This is a genomic window from Streptomyces sp. NPDC014733 (assembly GCF_043083385.1).
Lineage (GTDB): Bacteria > Actinomycetota > Actinomycetes > Streptomycetales > Streptomycetaceae > Streptomyces.
Map to the genome: position 1 here is coordinate 941,860 of NZ_JBIBYO010000001.1, position 17,550 is coordinate 959,409.

Consider the following 17,550-nt stretch of genomic DNA (forward strand, 5'->3'; position numbering starts at 1 on the left):
TAGTTATGTGGGCTTCTTGTCGCGTCGGAGCATCTGGGCCACTCGCTGTGCCTCCAGGCAGGCGGCGCAGGGCCGCTGCCCGCGGCGGCGGTGGGTACGGGCTCCGGCCTCGGTGCCATGAGCGATCGGTGCGGCGCCCTCGGCCAGTTCGGTGGTGGTGGCGTCCTCGCAGGAGGCGAGGATTTTGCCGTCGCGCCACAGGCGTCCGCCGCATATCCCGTCGAAGCGGCTGCGCCGCGGGCGTACGCGTGCGATGCACTGGGCCCGCCACTGGCAGGTGCCGCACGCCTCCAGCAGGGCAAGCATGGTCGGGTCGCGCGCTGGCGCAGGCAGCGCGGGCGCGAACCGGACGTCTCCTGCGCAGGGGGCCCGCGCCCACCAGGCTCCGCTCATGATGTCTCCGGTAGGGCTAGGTCAGGCCAGGACGGGCTTGAGGCGTTCGCCGATCCAGCGGGCGACGTTCACCGACACGGCGTTACCGGCCTGCTGCGTCTGCGCGGCTTTGGAGCCGACGACGTCGTACGTCTCGGGGAACCGCTGTGCCGACAGCTGTTCCCTGGGGGCGAGCATCCGGAAGTAGCAGTCGTTGATGTCGATCGCGCTGCGCACGACGGCCGCCGAGTCTCGGGTGGAAAGGCTGTGCAGCGGCATGCCCGCGGTCTTCGGTGCCGCCTTGCGGTACGGGATGACCAGCGTGTTGCGCGCCCTGGTGCGCACGTCGCCGTCGGGCACGATCAGGCCGTGATGCCGAGCGGTCGCGATGGTGCTGAGGGGTGCGTCGATCGGCGCGGCGTCGCAGTTGTTGCGGAATTCCACGATGAACGGGTCCACGGTGACGAGGGCTTCGCTCTCGCGAGTGGTGCGCGTGCGCATCGGCTGGGCGGCCGGGGAGGCGGTGTCGTTCCACGAACCACCGACCGGCACCAAGAGGGCTTCGCCGAGCTTGGCTGTACGGGTGGGGAGCGGCCGGGTGTGCGGGGCGAAGGCGCGGGCGGTGGCTTCTTTGCCGTGGGTGAGCGTGACCACGCTGGGTTCGTGGGGGAACTTCTCCAGCCCGGCTGCGATCCGCTTCATGGTGTTGGGCGCCAGGGGCTTGACGCGATCCCCGATGCGCTGGCCGACGTTGTCCCACATGATCACGTCCGAGGCGGGCCGGACGTAGGGCTCGACCACGGGGCGACCGCAGCGGGCGTGAGGGCACCTGTAGTCGTACTGCTGCTGGTACTTGCCAACCTTGACCTTCGAGTTGCGCCAGCTCTGCCGCGCGTTGACGTCCTGCCCGCACTCGGGGCAGTAGGCCAGGGGGCGCGGCGCGAGGTCGGGGCGGCGGATGCCGGTGAGAGTGAAGACTAGGTAGATGCGGTCGCGCCACTGCGGCGCGTAGGGGTTGGTCTCCGAGCCGATGTGCGCAGAGGAGACGGAGACGGTCTGGACTCGGTAGCCGAGCTTCTTCATCGCGCGGATCCACTCAGGGAACAAGATCCAGTCGGTGACGAACTCCGTGACGTTCTCGACGACCACGCAGGGGAATCGTTTGGCCTCGGCGGCGCGCAGAACGCACCAGGCTGTCACCCGGGTCATCTCGAAGGCTTCGGGGGGAAGTTCGCGCCACTGTTCCTCTTCCTCGAACAGGGCGTCCTGTGCGGCGTTGGGGCGTTTCTTGCCGCCGGCGGGGCTGATCTCGGTGCAGATCACCGAGGCCCACAGCACGAGGGCCTTGGGGAGCCAGCGCATGGGGTAGTTCTGGATGTCGGCGCAGCGTGCCGACGCGCGGGGGTGGTTGAGTGCGAAGGTGTCGATGGCGGTTTGCCAGTGGTTGATGCCGAGGATGGGGTCGAATCCGGCTTCGAGCAGGCCGGTGGCGTCTCCGCCTGCTCCGCAGAGCAGATGTATGGATCGGGGCACGGTCTTTGGTCTCCAAGAGGGGCCGCCCGGCCCGGTGGGCCGGGCGGCCGTGGTCAGGGGTTTTCTGTTGCGCTTGTGGCGCGGTGGTGGCGGGTGTCCTCGATCCCGAGGGCGGTGAATGCGCCGAGGGTGAGGAGTCCTGTGATCAGCAGGGCGATCACAGGCCCGGCCTGTCAGTCACTGCTGCGGGTGACGCGGACGGTGGTGACGTGGCCCAGGCGCTCGAAGACCGCCATCGGGTATCCGTCGGTCTCAGGGCGTTCCCAAAGGCCGCGGTAGCCCTCGTCACCGGTCAGTCGTTTCGACCAGGCGTAGAAGCGGCTGACGGCCATTGCCGGTGTCTCGCTGTCGGCGGCCAGCAGGTGGTGGGCGCCGGTCGGCGAGGTGTAGGCGGCGGAGGTGGTCAGCCGATGGCCAGGCTTGGGGACGTCGAGCGCGTCGATGTGCTCGAACAGTGGCAGCAGGTCTGCTTCGTTGTCTGCGTGTGCGCCACCGGGGGTGGAGTCGTAGATGCAGGTGTAGTGAGTGCGGCTGCCGCGGGGCTGGCGCATCACTGACCAGCCCGCAACGACCTGCGGGTTGGCAGGCAGCTCGGGGGTGCTGGTGATGATCAGCTCGGTGCCGGTGCCGAGGTCGCAGCGGATGAAGGCGTCGTCGTCGGTGATGTCGAGATCTGTGGTCCAGCCGTTGTGACGCAGCGGGGCGATGACGTGCCGGTAGGCGTGCAGGTACGTCCGCCACCGTGGGGAGTCGTTGCGGCCGGAATCGGGCAGTGGTGCGAGGGTCATGCGGTCTCCAAGAGGTGCTGTGCAACCAGGCACGCAATGTGTCTGGCTAAATCTTCAAATCCGGCACCTACTTTTAGGTGCTTGTTTTCTCAGTCGCCGTCTATCGACTCGCCATCGGCGAAGAGCTTCACCTCCCACACGCGGCCACCCTTCGTGGTGACCACCCCTTCGAGGCGGCCGCCTTTCCCGGTCACCACCCCGCTGCCTTCCTCGACATACGCGAGCATGGCGACCAGCCGGTTCACGTCGCCCGCTGCGCATACGGGCGAGCAGTACGGCCCCATGACGATTGATGCGGCATGAGGGCCGTCAACAACGCCTGCATGGATTACGTACCGACCTTCCGGAGAATCGCTTTCCATTTCCCCTCCAAGGGATAGTTTCGACGTTTTTGGGTTTACTCAATAAACCCTAGCTACCTATTCACCCGCGTCAATTGTTTGAATTCCCTTCCGCTCTCCTCTTGCGCTGATTCATTTCGCGGCCCTTCCGGGCCAATTCCCGGGCCTGCTGCCGGGCTTCCCCTACGGCCACGGAGTCGCGCTGCGCCATGCGCTGGGCCTGGTCTTCGACGAAGGCACGCAGGCGCTCCTGTTCGTCGGCATGCTCCTGCGACCGGGCGTGGCGCTCTGCCTCTTCCCGGCCCGCCCTCGGGTTTGTGCCACAGCCGCGGCACGATCGCGCGGGCTGCACGGGGTGCCTAGGGCACCTCGAGTGCGGCGGCTCGGCGGGGCCGCCAGTCGGCGCCTTCTGCGTCCCGTCCACGGGGGTAGGGGGGTTAGGAAGGGGAGAGGAAGAAGAAGGAAGAGAAGGGGTTTCCCCGGGGGAACCCACGGGGTTTGCGCGGGGAAACCTGTCGGGTTCCCCCACGGGAACCCTCCTTCTTCTCGTGCGTGGGTTGCCCTGTGGAAACCCTTGCTGACCAGCATCTTTTACTGCCGCGACGTCCTTGTCGGTCCGGGCGGGCGCAGACGGCTTCCTGCGCCCTCCGCCCTTGCGAGCCAGGCGCGGGTTCTTCGGGGCAGACTGCGCCGCGAGCCGCCGCTCGATCAGTTCTTCGGTCGAGGGGATCGGCGGGACGCCGTCAGGGAAGACGCGGTATTCCGCTCGCCGCCCCGCGCGGCCGATGGTGACGCGCTCCACCAGCCGCAGGCCGACCAGTTCGGTCACCACCGTGATGACGGATTTCTCCCCCACGCCCGCCCACGCCATCATGCGCTCCAGGCCGGGTCGGGCCAGGCGTGTCTGGTCGTCGGCGGAGTCCGCGATCTTCATCAGCACGAGCTTTTGCGTCTTGTTGACCCCCTCCAGGTAGGCCGCCACCACCATCAACTGGATGCTCACCGCATCCCTCCGTGCTCGTCCGGGTTGCGCCGCGCCGGGATGGTGGCGGGCGTCGCAGGCCCGCCACCGCCCACGGGAGCGTCAACGGGTTTTTCGTGGGGCGACGTTGATGCCGACAGATGTGCGCCGGTCGTGGTCCAGGCGGACGGGCAGGGGGATCTTCGCGGCCTTCAGCTGGGCGCCCATCGCCGCAATGTCCGGCGCCATCGGCACGGTCAGCCCGGCCTGTTCGTAGAGCGCGACCATCGCATCGACGTCCGTGACCTTCGTCGGGTTGCCCCCGGTCCACGACAGCGCGTTGTCGCCGTAGACCCCCGGCTCAGAGCCGTCGAGCATCGCCCGCAGTTGCTTTTGCCGGTCATTGAGCGGCTTCATCTTCTCGGTAACCTCGACGTACTCAGCCAGCACTTCAGCGCGCTCAGCGTCGTCGTGGACGAGAATGCTTTGAGGGCGACGGCCGGCAAAGGCTGGCCCCCAACACGCCGTTTTAAAGGGGCAGTTGTCGCATACGGCGGACAGGCCAGGGCCGGGGAAGGAGCGCGGCAGGTCCTCTGGCGTCCGGGCGTCGAGGATGGTGGTCACCCACCAGCGGGCGCCGCGGGCCCGTTTGGAGGTGAAGGCCATCTCCTGGATGTGGTCGTCGCCGTTGTCGCGGTTGATGAAGCGGAACCGGATGCGGCCGACGGGTACTTCGCCGATGCGGGCGAGCTGACGTTGGCCGTCGATGTCGGCGAACCCTTCGGTTGCCAGGAGGCTTGCGTAGAGCACGACCTGGCGTATCTCGGCTTCGCTGGCGCCGTGTCGGAGCACGTTGTCCCACTGGTAGGTCGACTTGGTCTTCACGTCCTCCACGGTCGTCTCCTCGGCCGGGAGGGTCGGACGCAGCCTGGCGGGCAGTCGCCGGGCGGTGGCGCTGTCGAGCTGTACGGCGTCGATGTGTCCGCGGATCGTGTCGTCCTCGACGCGGCGTTCGATGATCCAGCCGTATTCCTCGCGGGCGGCGGCGAGGATGCCTGCGTGGAGCCAGGTCCCCAGGATGGCTTTGCGCATTTCGCCCCCGTCGGTGGGGGTGTGGCCGTGGAGGAGGTATCCGGCGCGCCGTGCGCACACGGTGTCGCTCGCTCCGAGTTTCGTCTGTTGGGAGCGGGCGCGACGGGCGTCGGCCGCGTGGGCTGCGGGCCACAGGCTGACGGGTTGTTCGGTGATGGTCATGAGGTCTCCAAGGGCAGGGTGCCGCCCGGGTTGGGCGGCACCCCTACGGGCGGGTCAGGAGGTGCGGGCCTTGGCGGCCTGCGACTTCGCGGCGGCGGAAGGTTTCTTCCTCGACGGCTGCTCGCCGTCGACGGGCTCCGGGGCCGGGGCACCTTCGGCGGCGCCCTTCGGGGCCGCGGGTGCAGCCGCCGCGCCTTCCGGTTCGCCGTTTGCGCTGGCCTCCAGGCCCGCGGCGACCCGCAGCCGGTCAACGGCGTCCTTGGCGACGCCGGCTACGGCCTCGGCATCGGCCTGCTCCATCTCCTCGTCCACGTACAGCCCCGACAGGTCCAGCGGCGCGGCCATGCGCAGGGACCCGGCTTCGGCGCATTTGCGGAGCATGTGGGCGGGCATTTGCCGCCACATCTTCGCTATGACGTATGTGCCCTGCTTCTTATCGAAATAGGTGGGGGCGAACTCGTCCCAGCGGGCGACGAACGGGAAGCGGGAGGTGCCGCGCAGGACGGTGACCTTCACCGCCGCCAGGCGCCCCTGCCCGAGCCACACCTCGTGGGCGTTGCCCTCGGTGTCGTAGTAGACGGTGTCCTCGTAGCCGATCGATTCGTCGGTTGCGGCAGCGGCGCGGTGGGCCACGGTCCGGAAGCCGTCGATGCCCGTCTGGATGGTCCAGATCTTCCCGGGCTCGTCGGGGTCCTGCTCCGCCTTCCAGTTGGTGCGGCCGATCATGTAGATCTGCCGCGCGAACGGGTCGAGGCCGCTGCGTACGCAGTGGTGGAAGAAGACCGCCAGCTGGGCTCGGGGGGCGTCGGTCAAGCCGGGGCTGATGAGGGCGAGTGCCCCCAACTGCCACGGGTCGAACTCGCGTTGGTCGACGCGGAGGACGATGGCGGAGTTCACTCCGGCCAGCGCCTCATCTCCGGCACCTCGGCGGGGGGCAATGTCCGCTGCTTGTGGCGGGTCGTTCTCGGTGTGCGTGTTGTGGGTCATGCGTTGGTCTCCAAGAGGTGTCAATCGGTGCGCAGCGCCCGGACTTCGAACGCTGCTGTCCACTCCGGGTGGCGCTCGATGAGCAGCCGGACGTACCGGGAGCGGAAGTTGTTGTTGAGGCGGAACTCGTCGTCGGTGGCGGTGGAGGTGGCGTACTGCCAGCGCAGGACCTCGAAGAGCATCCCGATGCCGACCCGGGCGGCACCCCGCTTGAGGTAGTCGGCGGCCAGTTGCTCCAGGGCCGTCAGGACCCAGGGGTTGAGCTGATGGAACTCTTCGAACTGGGCCTGGATGGAGACCGCTTGGCGGCCGTCCGGCTGGCGGACGGCGTGGATCACCAGGCCGGGAATTTCGTCCTGGATGGCCGCCATAACCCCACCTCTCACGAGCCGTTTTAAATAACGTAACCCATCTTGAGAGGCGGGAACCAGCAGATCAACCCCACTGATTCAGCGGCGACTTCACCGGCAACCGGACCGCAATCGCCTGACGCGAACCACATGAACGTCTCCGTCCGCGACCAGGTCACCCCTGAAGGGCTATGCATATATCTTATGTGCACTAGTGCTCTATGTACAGAATCTCCGCAGGTCAGAGGACTGTTCGCGCGTAAGGCCCTCGCGTGAGGACTCGCGATCCAGGGCCGCCATAGGTGCCCTCGCGCAGCGCGGCGGCCACAGCCTCGTCCACCTCCCACGGCACGGTATGGGCGCTCTTGCGCAGCGCCGCCCCCGCCTCGATCACCGTGTCCAGCAGCCACAGCTGTGACCCGGAGAGCTTCCAGTCGCTATCGACAAATCGACCCGCGGCGATCGCTGTCGACAGGTTGCCCTGCGCCGGCAGGCGGAAGAGCTGAACGATTTCACGCTGGCCCACGATCGGTGGCAGCTCCTCACCGAGGTCTGCCTCCCAGCCCTCGCCCTGCTGAGCGATGAGCCGTTCCTTCGCTTGCACGTCGACCGGCTTGGGCCGCGGGGTGGTCGCGCCGTAGCGCGCCGCGAAACCCAGGGGCCAGTACCGCACACCCGAGATCACGATAGCCGTGGCCGAATCCAGCACCCCTCTGGTCAGCCACTTCGCGACCATCTGCGGCTTCACGCCGTATAGCGCGGCAAACTCCTGGTGCCCCACCAGGTACGGCTTCTGCATCGCCCCGTCCTCCGCTGTCGCCGCGCTCGCGCCAACGGAAGGGTAGCCGCATCGGCGCTCCGCCCCGCGGCGGTCACTGCTATGGTGACGGCGGTCTTTCCAAGAGGACCAAACGGCCCCCGCTTCGGCGGGGGCCGTGTGCGTTCACGCCTCGATCGCGACCTTTCCCCTCATCCGCGCGCCAGGCTGAGGACGGTGAGCGCGACAGCGGTGATGCTGGCGAGGACAGCGACGGTCGGCAATGGCCACCGCGTCGTCTCTAGCGCGCTCACCCGTTCCTCCAACTCCTCCAATGCCTTGTCGGTCTGATCGCTGCGCTGCACGAGCAGCGCGAGCTGCCCATCGATGCGGGCAAGACCCACCTCCAGTGCAGACCGGAGCTCTGCCAGGGCGAGGGCGACCTCTCCCTCCGGCACGGCTTCCCCCTCTCCTCTCTTCACGAGTCGGTCAGTTGGGGGTGGTCGGGTCGCGCTTCGATGGCAGCCACGACGCCGTGCCAGGTCTGCCCAAGGCGGTACCCGCAGTGGACTTCAACGCACTGAGCGCGGCAGGTATCGCGGAGACCGCGGCAGCCTGCCACGCCGACAGGGAGACCATGTCTGTGGTGCTGGAGGCGGCCATCAGCCCCAGCAGCGACTGGACGTAGGTGGCAAGGGTGCGCTCGGCAACGTCTGCGAGAGCCTGCGGCATGGGGTCATGCTCCTGGTTCGGCTTCGGCTTGGGTTTGGGGGCCGGCTTCGGATCCGGATTGGGCTTGGGGTGCGGCCTCGGGGCGGGCCCCGGCCTGCCGCCGTCCTTGAGGTGCCGGGCAACGCGGGCGCGGAAGCCATCCATGTCGATGCCGCCCGGGTCCGGCTTGCCTGGCTGCCACTCCTTGTGGCCGATCACCGAATTCTCGTTCCAGCCGTGCACGTGGCAGATCGTCGCCGCCGCCCGCGCCATCGCGTCGAGTTGGGCCGTCGGCCATGGCTGGTTTCCGGCGTTGATGCATTCGAAGCCGTAGAAGTGGCGATTCCCGTCCATATCTGCCTTGTTGTCGCGCGGGAGGGTCGTCTTCTCCGCGATGACCGCGAGCAGGACGTCCGTGTCGCCCATGCCGGCGTGGTTCGTGCGGCCGTAGCCGACCAGGTGCACGGTGCCGGCACGGTCGATCACCCCGTGGCAGAGCGGGCCCGGAAGATCCTGGTAGCCGGTGCGGCACAGCTCCACCATGTCCTTCTCGGAGCTGTACGGGCCGGTGTGGTGGATCATGACCCCATTCACGGGGCCCCAGTTGCCGTGCGTGTTGCGGTTGTGGGTGCGCCACGTCCCGTGCTCGACCACGCCGAGCCCGGCGCCCTTCAGCGCGGACAGGAACCTGTCCGCGACCAGCGGTGTAGCCACGCGCTTCGTCCATCTTCTCCCCTGCGCCGGATGGCAGTCGGCCATGGCCGCCGAAGCGGTCCGGTCCCTCGGGAGTGCGAAGCGGGTGGAGGGTCACCCAGGTCGTCATGCTATCGGCGGCGCGCCGAGCCGCAGCCGGTGCGCCGCTCGGTCAGGCATCGTCGCGATCGGTACGGATCGACGCGCTGTCGAGGCTGATCCAGGTCGCGCGGACGCTGCCGCCGCCCTGGAGCCGTAGCCGCACCATCCCCTTCGGGTCGATGTCGAGCCGGAGCGCGCGCCGCGCATCGGAGGCGACGTCGACCGTGCGCGGGGCCTCGGGCCAGTACCCCTCGGGCAGCAGAGCGACGAGCTGTTCGTCGGTGGCCCGGCCGCCTTCGAGCCCGACTCGGCCGCAGAACTCCGTCGTGTCCCACAGGTTCGCCCGGAACTGCGGCGGCTGCTCCTCGTCCGGGACGGAGGTGTCCCCGGTGAGCGGGAGATCCCTCCACTCCGGGTACGGGGCGCGGCGGGCGCGCTCCAGCGCGGTGACCCGCCGCTCCAGCTTGGCCATGCGGCGGCCGAGGAGGGCGATCGTGTCCGGCATCTACTGCTCCGTTCCCTCTTCGCCCGCCCCGTCCTCGGGCTTGTTCGTACGCTCCAGCTTCAGCGTCACGCGCTCGGCGGTCTCGCCCTCGCCCGGCCGGACGGTCCACCCGACGATCCGGCACCAGCCGTCGAACTCGGTGTGTGGCTCGAACAGGCGGATGCGTACGTCGTCCCCGACGCGCAGCGCGTGGATCGGGGCCGCCGGGTGGTCGGTGATCTCCAGCTCGGTCAGCGAGGGCAGGACCTGGCGGGCCAGCCGCTCGCGGCGGGCCCGCTGCTTCAGCTTCGCCTCGTCCTTCTCGCTGGTCTCCAGGACGTGCTCCAGGCGAAGACGCCCGTTGCGCTCGCCGTCCACGACGACCTTGCGCTTCTTGCCCTCGCCCGCGCCGAGCCCGATCACCCACTGGGCGTAGGCGTCGGCGTCCTTGATGACGTGCGGCGTGCCGACGACGTTCGCGCCGGTGGTGAACGTCAGGTCCTCCCGCCGCCGCCCGAGGCGCGGGGCGCCGAGGAGAATGCGCCGCTCGGCGCGGCGCCCGCGCCAGGCCACCGTCTCCGACCACTCCAGGCCGTCATCGATCTCGGCCATCTCGTCCACCATCTCGCCGAGATTGCGCGGATCGGTCCTGGTCGTGGTGTACGGGTCCTTCGCAGTCCCGGTCTTCGCCTTCGACTTGGTGTCGTCCACGACCACGCCGAGGTCGCCGTCCGGCTGCTCCTGGGCGTACGCCCATACGTCGCGGATCACCTGGCACGGGTCGGCTTCGATGTATGGGCCGCGGCCGTCGAGGTTGCCGTGCAGGTCGAAGCGTTTGTGGAGGTAGCTGGTGAAGCCGGAGGCTTCCACGGGCAGCGTGTTGCCCTCCGGTTCGGCGCGCCACAGGACCCCGCCCCAGTCCAGGCGGGCGTCGCGCTCGACCAGGAGCACGGTGTCGCCCGCGTCGAGCGTGTCGCTCAGCGAGCGGCGGAACGAGGTCGGCAAGGTCGCCTTCAGCGAGCCGGGCCCGGCTATCTCCGGGCCGTACTCGACTTCGCCGAGCGGGAGGTTCCAGTGCAGGACATCGCCGGTCGAGGCCCGCGCGACGATGTAACGGTAGTCGGCCATCGTCACGCGGGTCCTTCCGTGAAGGCGACGTCGAGCGTGACCGTCGTGCCCTTCGCCACGGTCAGCTTGCCGTCCCCGTACTTGTCGTTCTGGTTGATCTCGACGGCCAGGTGCTGGCGGGTGCCGCGGTAGGCAGGCGGCACGGCGAGCGTGTCGGCCAGGGTCGCGGAGGAGCGGCGGGTGGTGGTCCCGTCGTCGTCGACAACGGTCGGCTTCGCGGCCCGCTCACCGAGGTGGGTGCGCATCTCGGCGTACACCGAGCCCGCCTCCGCGCGCAGCCCGGAGAGCGTGACGACGACGGTGGCGGTCGTCGCCCAGGTGGGAACGTCGAGATCCCAGGCGGCTTCCTGCGGCCATGCCGCCCACTGGCCGTGCTTGCCCGGGACTTCCTCCGTCTTCGTCGGGTGCACGGTGCGCAGGATGCGCTCGGTGCGCGGGTTCGCGACCTGTCGCAGATCGGTGATCATCTCAGCGGTGATCGACGCGGTGTTGCGCGGCAGGGCGACCCGGGCCAGGGCGAGGCCGGTCATCCCTTCGGGCACGGCGGAGGCGTCGGCGGCCACGCCTTGGACGACGTGGAAGTAGCCGATCTCCTGCGTGCGCGGGTCGCGGTCCCCTTCCCACTCGGGGTCTTCGATCCGCAGGACGATGAGGTCGGTGCGCGCGAACGGGCCGGTCGGCTCGACGTCCACACTGGCATCACCGATGTTGCTCTGGGTGTAGGCCCCCTGCCATGGGCGGGCGCCGTGGATGAGCGCGGAGCCGTCACCGACACGGACGCCGGGACCGGGCGTCTCAAGGGGCCGGACCTTCAGGTCCTCGCTCTCCGCTACGCCCTGCCGGCCGCGGGCGAGGTCGCGGATCACCAGGCGCATCGCGCGGGCGGAGTGATCGGCCCCGTGCACCATCATGGGGGGTTGCAGCGTCACGAGTGCTCTCCGTTCACAGGGTGGTGTAGGCGGACCGCCACGCCACCTCAAGGCGCGCGGTGCCGGACGGGTCGGTCGCGGTCCACGCGATCTCGGAGCGGCCCGGCGGCAGGGTGAACAGGTCGAGACGGCTCGCAGGGCTCAGGTCGTTGGCAACGTTGACGGTGCCGTTGCGCAGCACCCAGCAGGTGTTGGGTCGGGTCTCCAGCTCCACCCACTCGCCCTCGCGCAGCGACAGGTCGAGTTCGAGCACGCGGCGGGTGACGGTGTTCCAGATCCGTGGCCGGGTGACCGGACCGTGGACGCGCAGGCTCGGGCACGTCGGCGCGTCCCCGCGGTTGGTGACCCAGCCGGGCCGATCGTCGGCCGGACGGTGATCCGGGTCGGCGGTGCCGCGGCAGGCGGCGGGGGGATCCATCGCCTCGTCCACGGTGCGGTCGCCTCCCCTCGCGCGGGCGGCCTGGTCGAGGCCGAGCGTCAGCTTCGACAGCTCGTCGTCGTACCAGCGCGGGTTGTCCAAGCTCACGAACTCGATGTCCAGCGGGATCCACCCGTGCACGGCGGTGGCGGTGCTGGTGGCCTCCATACGGCGAAGCCGTCCGTACAGGCGGCGTGTTGAGTGCCCGGGCCACCGGCCGCGCAGAACATGGCGGCCGTCCGGGCTGGTCCGGGCGGCGGGGTCATCCAGAGCCCGCTCAAGCCGGGCGAGAATCTCCGCGGCCTTCACAGGGTCACCGGGCGTCTTGATGCCCGCCTCGAAGCGCAGGGGCCGCGGACCGTAGAAGTCGCGGCCCGGTGCGGTGCCGTCGCCGTTGGCGTTGTCGGCGTCCTGCGACCGGGTGGCCGGGGAGCCCAGACCTTCGATGTTCCCGACCGGGACGAGACTGCCGGTGCCGAGAACGACGCCGCCGATCTCGTACTGAAACGGGGCGAGTTCGGGGTTCTTGTTCAGTGCTGTGCTCATCTCACACTCTCCCGCCCCGCTGCGCGTTGCGCAGGGTGCGCATCATCTCGGTGCCGATCTGCTCGGGGGTGGCGGAGCTGTCGGAGACGGTGACCGGCATGGAGCCGATCAGCGGTTGCTGTTCGCGTACGACGACGACTTGGACGCGCCCTCCGGCGCGGGCGTCTACGACGCGGGTGCGGGCCTGGTCACTGCCGGTGCGCAGGTCGAAGGCCCGTACGACGCCTGCCATGGCCGCGACGCTGCGTGCCGACTTGAGGGAACCGGACAGCATCGGCGCGTAGTTGCGGTCGCGGGCGCCGCGGATGCCCCCGTTGGCGTACCACTGGACGTCGCCGCCGAAGCGGGTGACGACTTCTTCCACGATGGCTTTGCTGCGGTCGCGCTTGGCTGCGGCGAGGGGAACGTACGCTTCCCCACCGGTTTCTTTTTCGCTCCAGACGCGGTAGCTACCGGCGGGTGCGATCTGCGCGATGTGCTGTTCGCGGCGCGGGCCGCCGGTGATGCCGCCGTCGGCGAAGTAGTCGACGACGGCGCCGTCGGCGTGCCCGGTGGCTTGCCGTCGGGCGTTGTCGGCCTGGCGGCGCAGCGCGTCGGCCGCGGCGTCGTTGGAGCGGCGCAGGTCGTCGAAGACCGTGACGTGGCGGGTGGTGACGGTGACCTGCTTGCCGCGCAGGGCGTTGATGCGCTGCTGGATGGCGTCGGCGGCGCGGCGGGGCCCGCTGGTGGGCACGGTGACGCGGACGTTCTTGGAGCCGGGGACCTTCTCGATCCGGAAGCCGAGTGCCTCCAGTTGCTTGCGGGCCTGGGCTGTGGGGGCGCGGACGGTGACGGTCTTCGCGCCGGGCGTTGCGCGGATCTTCGTCTGGACGGCCTGGAGGCTCTTGATCGCGGCGGCGGTCGGCGCGGAGACCTTGACGTGTTTGCTGTTCGGGGTGCGGCCGAGCTTGTCGATCAGGGTGTCGAGGTTCTTCTTCGCGCCCGCGGTCGGCGCGGTGATCTTGATCTGGCGGGTGCCGGGGACGGTCTTCACGGTGAAGCCGAGGGAGCGCAGCTTCTTCTGCGCGCCGTCGCTGAGGGAGTCGACCTTGATCGTCTTGGTCTTCGGCAGGCGGTGGAACTCGGCTTGGACAGCGATGAGGTTCGCCAGGGTGCTGTCCATGCCCTTGGTCTGGAGGAGCAGGGACACCTTGGAGGGCAGCAGGCCGAGGCTGTCGGCGACGCCTTCGGCCTGGGTCTTGGTCAGCCCGTACCCTCGGGCGGCTTTGATGGCTTCGGCGCGGGCGCGGCTCATCTGCCCGGTGGCCTTGGCCAGGGCGGTCGGGAGGGCTTCGCCGTTGCGCTGGGCGAGGTCGTAGGTGGCGACGGACGCGTCGGCGGCGGCGTCGGACAGAGCGGTGAGCTGGGTGTAGAGCTGCTGGCCGTTCTTCGTCGTGGTGTTGAGGGTCTTGTCCTGGTTGACGAGTTGCCGGGCGCCGTAGCCCTGCCCGCGGTCGATGTTCTTTCCGCCGTCCTTGAGGTCGAGGACGGCGGAGTTGACCTTGGCTTCGGCGGCCTGGAGGGAGATCTGTCCGCCGGAGAGGAGGTCGAGGGCGCTCTTGAGGGACCGGGTGCGGGTGTCGGCGTCGGCGGTCTGGTCGGCGAGGCCACCGACGGCGGTCTTGAGCCGGTCGTAGGCGGAGGTGCCGTCGCCGGCGCCCTGGGTGGCCTGGGCGAGTTCCTTGGCGTTTTTCACCGATTCGGCCATCTCGCCCTTGACGGAGCCGAGGGCGTCGGCGGCGTCCTTGTACCGCTGGCCGACGTCGGTGTAGTCGAGGACGGATGCTTTCCCGCTCGCGATGTCCTTGTAGGCGCGGTGGGAGTTGGCCGTCGCCATCAGCTGGCGTTGCAGCGCGCCGAGGGAGGTTCCCTGGCCGAGGTAGGCGTCGGTCAGGCTGGCCAGGGGGACGCCGGCCTGTTCCATGACCTTGGTGAGCTGGCCCTGGTCGGTCTTGGCGTCCAGCAGGGCCTGAGCGGCCTGTGTACGGACGTTGGTGTCGATCTGTCCGCCGGAGTCGCGGAGGGCGGAGGTGAGGGAGGAGATGCGCTGCTGGTGTTCGGCGGCGGCCTGCGCGGCCTTTTGCTGGTGGTCGGCCAGCAGCCCGAGGCCGACGGATACGCCCGCCATGGCGACGCCGAACGGTCCGCCGAGGGCACTGGTCACGCCGCCGAGCGCAGAGCGGAGTCCGGATCCGGCTGCCCGCCCGATGCCGGACAGTGTGCCGGTGAACGTCTGCCCGGCGCCGTTCGCGCTGCGGAACGCTGCCGTCATCGTGCCGAGGAACCCGACGCGGGCCTGGACGGCAGCCCAGGCGGCGCCGTAGCGGTTCAGGGAGACTCCGGACGCGGCGGCCAGGGACTGCTGGACGCGCATCTGCTGGTTGAACGCGGCGAAGCCCGAAAGCACCGGGCCGCTCACGGTGGTCGCCATCCTCGTCAGGGCGGGCTGGGCGCGGCGGAAGAGGAGCATCGCCAGGGCGGCGGACTGGATCGGTGCGGGCAGCGCGCCGAACGCGGTGACCAGGCCGCCGACGATGTGGCCTACGGGAACGAGGACGAGGGACAGTCCGGAGACGGCGTCCATGGCGGTGTTGCCGACGGTGGCGATGATGTCGAGGGTCCCGGCCGCGGCGCCTCCTTCCTGCCCGAGCCCGGCCAGGGCGCTGAGGAACGGTTCGGCGCCGTCGGCGGCGTTTCCCAGCACATCGCCGACTGTGGAGGCGGCGTTGGTGAGCAGGTTGAGGCCGGTGGCCAGGGAGTGCTCGCCGATGTCCTTGAGCGGGCCGAGCAGTTGCTCGGCCTCGGTCATGAGGCCGCCGAGCCCGTCTTTCGTCTTCGCCTTCAGGTCCGGTCCGTAGAGGGTGGCCAGGTCACGGCCGTAGTCGAGGGCCTGCGTGAGGAACGGGGTGGCCCCGGCCATCGAGCGGGTCATCAGGCGGGTGACCCATTCCAGGCCGGGCGCCATGCCCTCGTAGAGGGCGAGGCCGGTCTGGCGGGCCTGGGTGCGCAGCTGCGTCATCGCGCCGGTCAGGCCCTGGCCGCGGGAGGCGGTCAGGGAGGCGGCGGCGCCGGTCTGGCGTACGGACGCCGACAGGGCGTCGAAGGATTCGACGCCCTGGTGGGCAAGGGCGACCACGCCGGACAGGCTCGTCTTGCCGAACGCCTTGGTGGCGCCAGCGGTGAAGTCGCGCTGCGACATGGAGTGTTCGGCCTTGGACAGGCCGTCGATGACGACGCGCAGCCCCTTGAAACGCCCTTCGGCGTCCCACGCCTGGATGCCGAGATCCTTGAGCGCACCCACCATCTGAGGTGTCGGGGCGGCGAGGTTGGCGAGCATGCCGCGCAGGCTCGTACCGGCGGTGTGGCCGAGGATTCCGGCCTTGCCGAGCATGCCGACGGCTGCCGCGGTGTCCTGCAGCGAGACGCCGAGGGCGTTGGCGACCGGCCCGGCGTAGCGCATGGAGTAGTAGATGTCGGTGATCGAGCCGGAGGCGTTGTTCGCGGTGGCGGCGAGGGTGTCGGCGGCCCGGGATGCCTGGTCGGCGCCGAGACTGTACTGGTCCATGGTGTCGCCCAGGTACCGGGCTGATGTGGCGGCGTCGATGTTCGCGGCGCTGGAGAGCTGGAGGGAGGCACGGACGGCGTCGATCGACTGGTCCGCGCGGAACCCGGCCTTCGACAGTTCGACCATGCCTTCGGCGGCGTCCGCGGCGGTCGCCCCGGGCAGCGTCAGATCATTGCCGAGGTCCTGGGCGACGAGGGCGGCCCGCTTCATCTGCCCGGCGGTGGCCGAGGTGACGGCACGGAACTGGTTCATCTCCCGCTGGTAGCGGTTGCCTTCCTCCACCATCTCGCCGGCGCCGAGGAGCAGGCCGCCGCCCGCGAGCAGGGACGTGGCGGCCATGCCCCGGCGGCCCGCCCCGGCGGTCGCGCGCTGGAGACGGGACATGGACCGGGCGCCGTCGGTCCCGGCCGAGCGCAGTGCCGTGCGGGCGGCGGCGGCGCGGGCGGTGATCCGGTTCAGCTCGCGTGCGGCGGAGCGGGAGGAGCGGTTCAGCGCGGCAAACTGCGAGGCGAGGCGGGCTCCGCCCGCGTCCAGCCGGGCCAGCGACCGGTTCGCGGCAGTGGTCCGCTCCCCCAGGGTCCGCATCTGCGCGGAGGCAGCGCGGGTCCCCGCAATCAGGTCGCGGACCTCGGCGCGCATCGCGACGGTGAGAGTGAACCCGGCCACCGGGCAGCTCCTTACGTGGTGCGGGGCGGATCAGGGCGCGGCTCGTACTGGTCGCGCGGCAAGAGCTGGATCTTCACGCCGTAGCCGGACCGGTCCTGGGGGACCTGATCGCGCTCCTGCTCGATCAGCTCGCAGCCGGGACAGCGCAGGGTGTCGGTGACGTAGGCGTGCCGGTCGCCGCCGCGGACGTGGTCCCACTCCTCCAGGCGGGTGCGGCACTCCGGGCACACCGACCGCTGCCGTTGCGCCCAGGCGAGGGCCTTGGCACGGTCGAGATCGGACCAGCGGCCGTCGCCGCCGAGGAACTGCGAGTGCGGGATGCGGTAGTGCTCGCACAGCTCCAGTTCGGCGCGCAGGCCCGCGTCGCGGCTCAGCCTTTTCCCAGCTCCACCCGGCTTTGCTGCTGGACCTGCCAGGCCGCGTCCCACAGGGCGTTCGCGTCCGGCGCCGACCAGCCGTTCAGCAGCTCCTCGGCCTCCTCGGGGCTCATGCCGTCCACGGAGGCCGCCGCCACCAGCGCCACGGGGAAGGTGTCGGGGTTGAAGATCGCCCCTTCCTCCGCTTGCTGTTCGGTGGGCGGGTGCTCGGAGATCAGCTCCTCCAGCACCGGGCGCGGCAGCGCGCGGAAGGTCAAGAACTCCGACGCCTCGTCCAGCGCGGCGAGGGCCTGGTCGCGTGCCGAGTCGGCGTCGGCCGACTGGCGTTCGGCCAGCTCGTCACCGGGGTTGGCCTCAGCGACGAACCGAGCGCGTCGGGCGGTCTGTTCGGCTTCGTCGTGCCGCTGGCGCAGCTCGTCGTCGTCGCAGACGCGCAGCCGGTTCTGCGGCCGGGCGCGGTGGCGGAGGCGGTCCATCTTGGCCGCCCACGCCCCCTCCGCCGGGCTGGCGGGAGGGGCGGGGCGCTTGGCCTGGGTGGGGCGCGACACG

Annotated in this window: 18 protein-coding genes; all 18 read right to left on the minus strand. The window is 69.9% G+C overall.

The window, feature by feature from the left end; translation table 11 throughout:
* Nucleotides 1-3: 3 nt before the first annotated feature.
* The gene (locus tag ACF1BH_RS04180; RefSeq protein WP_391640824.1) at nucleotides 4-393 is read right to left on the minus strand and encodes a hypothetical protein; all 390 of its coding nucleotides are present in this window, start codon (nucleotides 391-393) and stop codon (nucleotides 4-6) included.
* Nucleotides 394-414: 21 nt separating this feature from the next.
* On the minus strand, nucleotides 415-1,905 hold the full coding sequence (locus ACF1BH_RS04185; protein WP_391640825.1) for a DNA cytosine methyltransferase: 1,491 nt from the start codon (nucleotides 1,903-1,905) through the stop codon (nucleotides 415-417).
* 173 nt (nucleotides 1,906-2,078) lie between these two features.
* Nucleotides 2,079-2,693 carry a hypothetical protein gene (locus tag ACF1BH_RS04190; protein WP_391640826.1) on the minus strand — a complete coding sequence of 205 codons (615 nt, stop codon included), beginning with the start codon at nucleotides 2,691-2,693 and terminating at the stop codon, nucleotides 2,079-2,081.
* Nucleotides 2,694-2,782: 89 nt separating this feature from the next.
* Entirely contained in the window at nucleotides 2,783-3,055 is a 273-nt protein-coding gene (locus tag ACF1BH_RS04195; protein WP_391640827.1) for a hypothetical protein, read from the minus strand.
* A 70-nt stretch (nucleotides 3,056-3,125) separates the two neighbouring features.
* Nucleotides 3,126-4,037 carry a helix-turn-helix domain-containing protein gene (locus ACF1BH_RS04200; RefSeq protein WP_391640828.1) on the minus strand — a complete coding sequence of 304 codons (912 nt, stop codon included), beginning with the start codon at nucleotides 4,035-4,037 and terminating at the stop codon, nucleotides 3,126-3,128.
* An 81-nt stretch (nucleotides 4,038-4,118) separates the two neighbouring features.
* Nucleotides 4,119-5,249 carry a hypothetical protein gene (locus ACF1BH_RS04205; RefSeq protein WP_391640829.1) on the minus strand — a complete coding sequence of 377 codons (1,131 nt, stop codon included), beginning with the start codon at nucleotides 5,247-5,249 and terminating at the stop codon, nucleotides 4,119-4,121.
* Nucleotides 5,250-5,303: 54 nt separating this feature from the next.
* Nucleotides 5,304-6,236, minus strand: a complete 933-nt coding sequence (locus ACF1BH_RS04210) for a recombinase RecT (protein WP_391640830.1) — start codon at nucleotides 6,234-6,236, stop codon at nucleotides 5,304-5,306.
* Between the two features lie 20 nt (nucleotides 6,237-6,256).
* Nucleotides 6,257-6,607 (minus strand): hypothetical protein, encoded by a 351-nt coding sequence (locus ACF1BH_RS04215; protein ID WP_391640831.1) that lies wholly within the window; start codon nucleotides 6,605-6,607, stop codon nucleotides 6,257-6,259.
* A 220-nt stretch (nucleotides 6,608-6,827) separates the two neighbouring features.
* Nucleotides 6,828-7,385 carry a hypothetical protein gene (locus ACF1BH_RS04220; RefSeq protein WP_391640832.1) on the minus strand — a complete coding sequence of 186 codons (558 nt, stop codon included), beginning with the start codon at nucleotides 7,383-7,385 and terminating at the stop codon, nucleotides 6,828-6,830.
* A gap of 170 nt (nucleotides 7,386-7,555) precedes the next feature.
* A complete protein-coding gene (locus tag ACF1BH_RS04225) occupies nucleotides 7,556-7,801 on the minus strand; it encodes a hypothetical protein (RefSeq protein WP_391640833.1) in 246 nt (81 codons plus the stop codon).
* 31 nt (nucleotides 7,802-7,832) lie between these two features.
* The gene (locus ACF1BH_RS04230; protein ID WP_391640834.1) at nucleotides 7,833-8,768 is read right to left on the minus strand and encodes an N-acetylmuramoyl-L-alanine amidase; all 936 of its coding nucleotides are present in this window, start codon (nucleotides 8,766-8,768) and stop codon (nucleotides 7,833-7,835) included.
* A 151-nt stretch (nucleotides 8,769-8,919) separates the two neighbouring features.
* Nucleotides 8,920-9,354, minus strand: coding sequence for a hypothetical protein (locus tag ACF1BH_RS04235; protein WP_391640835.1), 435 nt, complete (start codon nucleotides 9,352-9,354; stop codon nucleotides 8,920-8,922).
* Nucleotides 9,355-10,461 (minus strand): hypothetical protein, encoded by a 1,107-nt coding sequence (locus ACF1BH_RS04240; RefSeq protein ID WP_391640836.1) that lies wholly within the window; start codon nucleotides 10,459-10,461, stop codon nucleotides 9,355-9,357. It abuts the gene before it with no gap.
* A gap of 2 nt (nucleotides 10,462-10,463) precedes the next feature.
* Nucleotides 10,464-11,390, minus strand: a complete 927-nt coding sequence (locus ACF1BH_RS04245) for a hypothetical protein (RefSeq protein ID WP_391640837.1) — start codon at nucleotides 11,388-11,390, stop codon at nucleotides 10,464-10,466.
* A gap of 13 nt (nucleotides 11,391-11,403) precedes the next feature.
* The gene (locus tag ACF1BH_RS04250; protein ID WP_391640838.1) at nucleotides 11,404-12,354 is read right to left on the minus strand and encodes a phage distal tail protein; all 951 of its coding nucleotides are present in this window, start codon (nucleotides 12,352-12,354) and stop codon (nucleotides 11,404-11,406) included.
* Between the two features lies 1 nt (nucleotide 12,355).
* Nucleotides 12,356-16,624: a phage tail tape measure protein gene (locus ACF1BH_RS04255; RefSeq protein WP_391640839.1), complete on the minus strand. Its 4,269-nt coding sequence runs from the start codon at nucleotides 16,622-16,624 to the stop codon at nucleotides 12,356-12,358.
* A gap of 11 nt (nucleotides 16,625-16,635) precedes the next feature.
* Entirely contained in the window at nucleotides 16,636-17,052 is a 417-nt protein-coding gene (locus tag ACF1BH_RS04260; protein ID WP_391640840.1) for a hypothetical protein, read from the minus strand.
* Nucleotides 16,995-17,549, minus strand: coding sequence for a hypothetical protein (locus ACF1BH_RS04265; protein WP_391640841.1), 555 nt, complete (start codon nucleotides 17,547-17,549; stop codon nucleotides 16,995-16,997). Before ACF1BH_RS04265 ends, ACF1BH_RS04260 begins: the two co-directional genes overlap by 58 nt.
* Nucleotide 17,550: the final 1 nt, after the last annotated feature.

Excerpts from the sequence above, each read along its gene's own strand:
- ACF1BH_RS04180 (WP_391640824.1), bottom strand. The coding sequence starts at position 393 with ATGAGCGGAGCCTGGTGGGCGCGGGCCCCCTGCGCAGGAGACGTCCGG.
- ACF1BH_RS04190 (WP_391640826.1), bottom strand. The coding sequence starts at position 2,693 with ATGACCCTCGCACCACTGCCCGATTCCGGCCGCAACGACTCCCCACGG.
- ACF1BH_RS04195 (WP_391640827.1), bottom strand. The coding sequence starts at position 3,055 with ATGGAAAGCGATTCTCCGGAAGGTCGGTACGTAATCCATGCAGGCGTT.
- ACF1BH_RS04205 (WP_391640829.1), bottom strand. The coding sequence starts at position 5,249 with ATGACCATCACCGAACAACCCGTCAGCCTGTGGCCCGCAGCCCACGCG.
- ACF1BH_RS04210 (WP_391640830.1), bottom strand. The coding sequence starts at position 6,236 with ATGACCCACAACACGCACACCGAGAACGACCCGCCACAAGCAGCGGAC.
- ACF1BH_RS04215 (WP_391640831.1), bottom strand. The coding sequence starts at position 6,607 with ATGGCGGCCATCCAGGACGAAATTCCCGGCCTGGTGATCCACGCCGTC.
- ACF1BH_RS04220 (WP_391640832.1), bottom strand. The coding sequence starts at position 7,385 with ATGCAGAAGCCGTACCTGGTGGGGCACCAGGAGTTTGCCGCGCTATAC.
- ACF1BH_RS04235 (WP_391640835.1), bottom strand. The coding sequence starts at position 9,354 with ATGCCGGACACGATCGCCCTCCTCGGCCGCCGCATGGCCAAGCTGGAG.
- ACF1BH_RS04240 (WP_391640836.1), bottom strand. The coding sequence starts at position 10,461 with ATGGCCGACTACCGTTACATCGTCGCGCGGGCCTCGACCGGCGATGTC.
- ACF1BH_RS04250 (WP_391640838.1), bottom strand. The coding sequence starts at position 12,354 with ATGAGCACAGCACTGAACAAGAACCCCGAACTCGCCCCGTTTCAGTAC.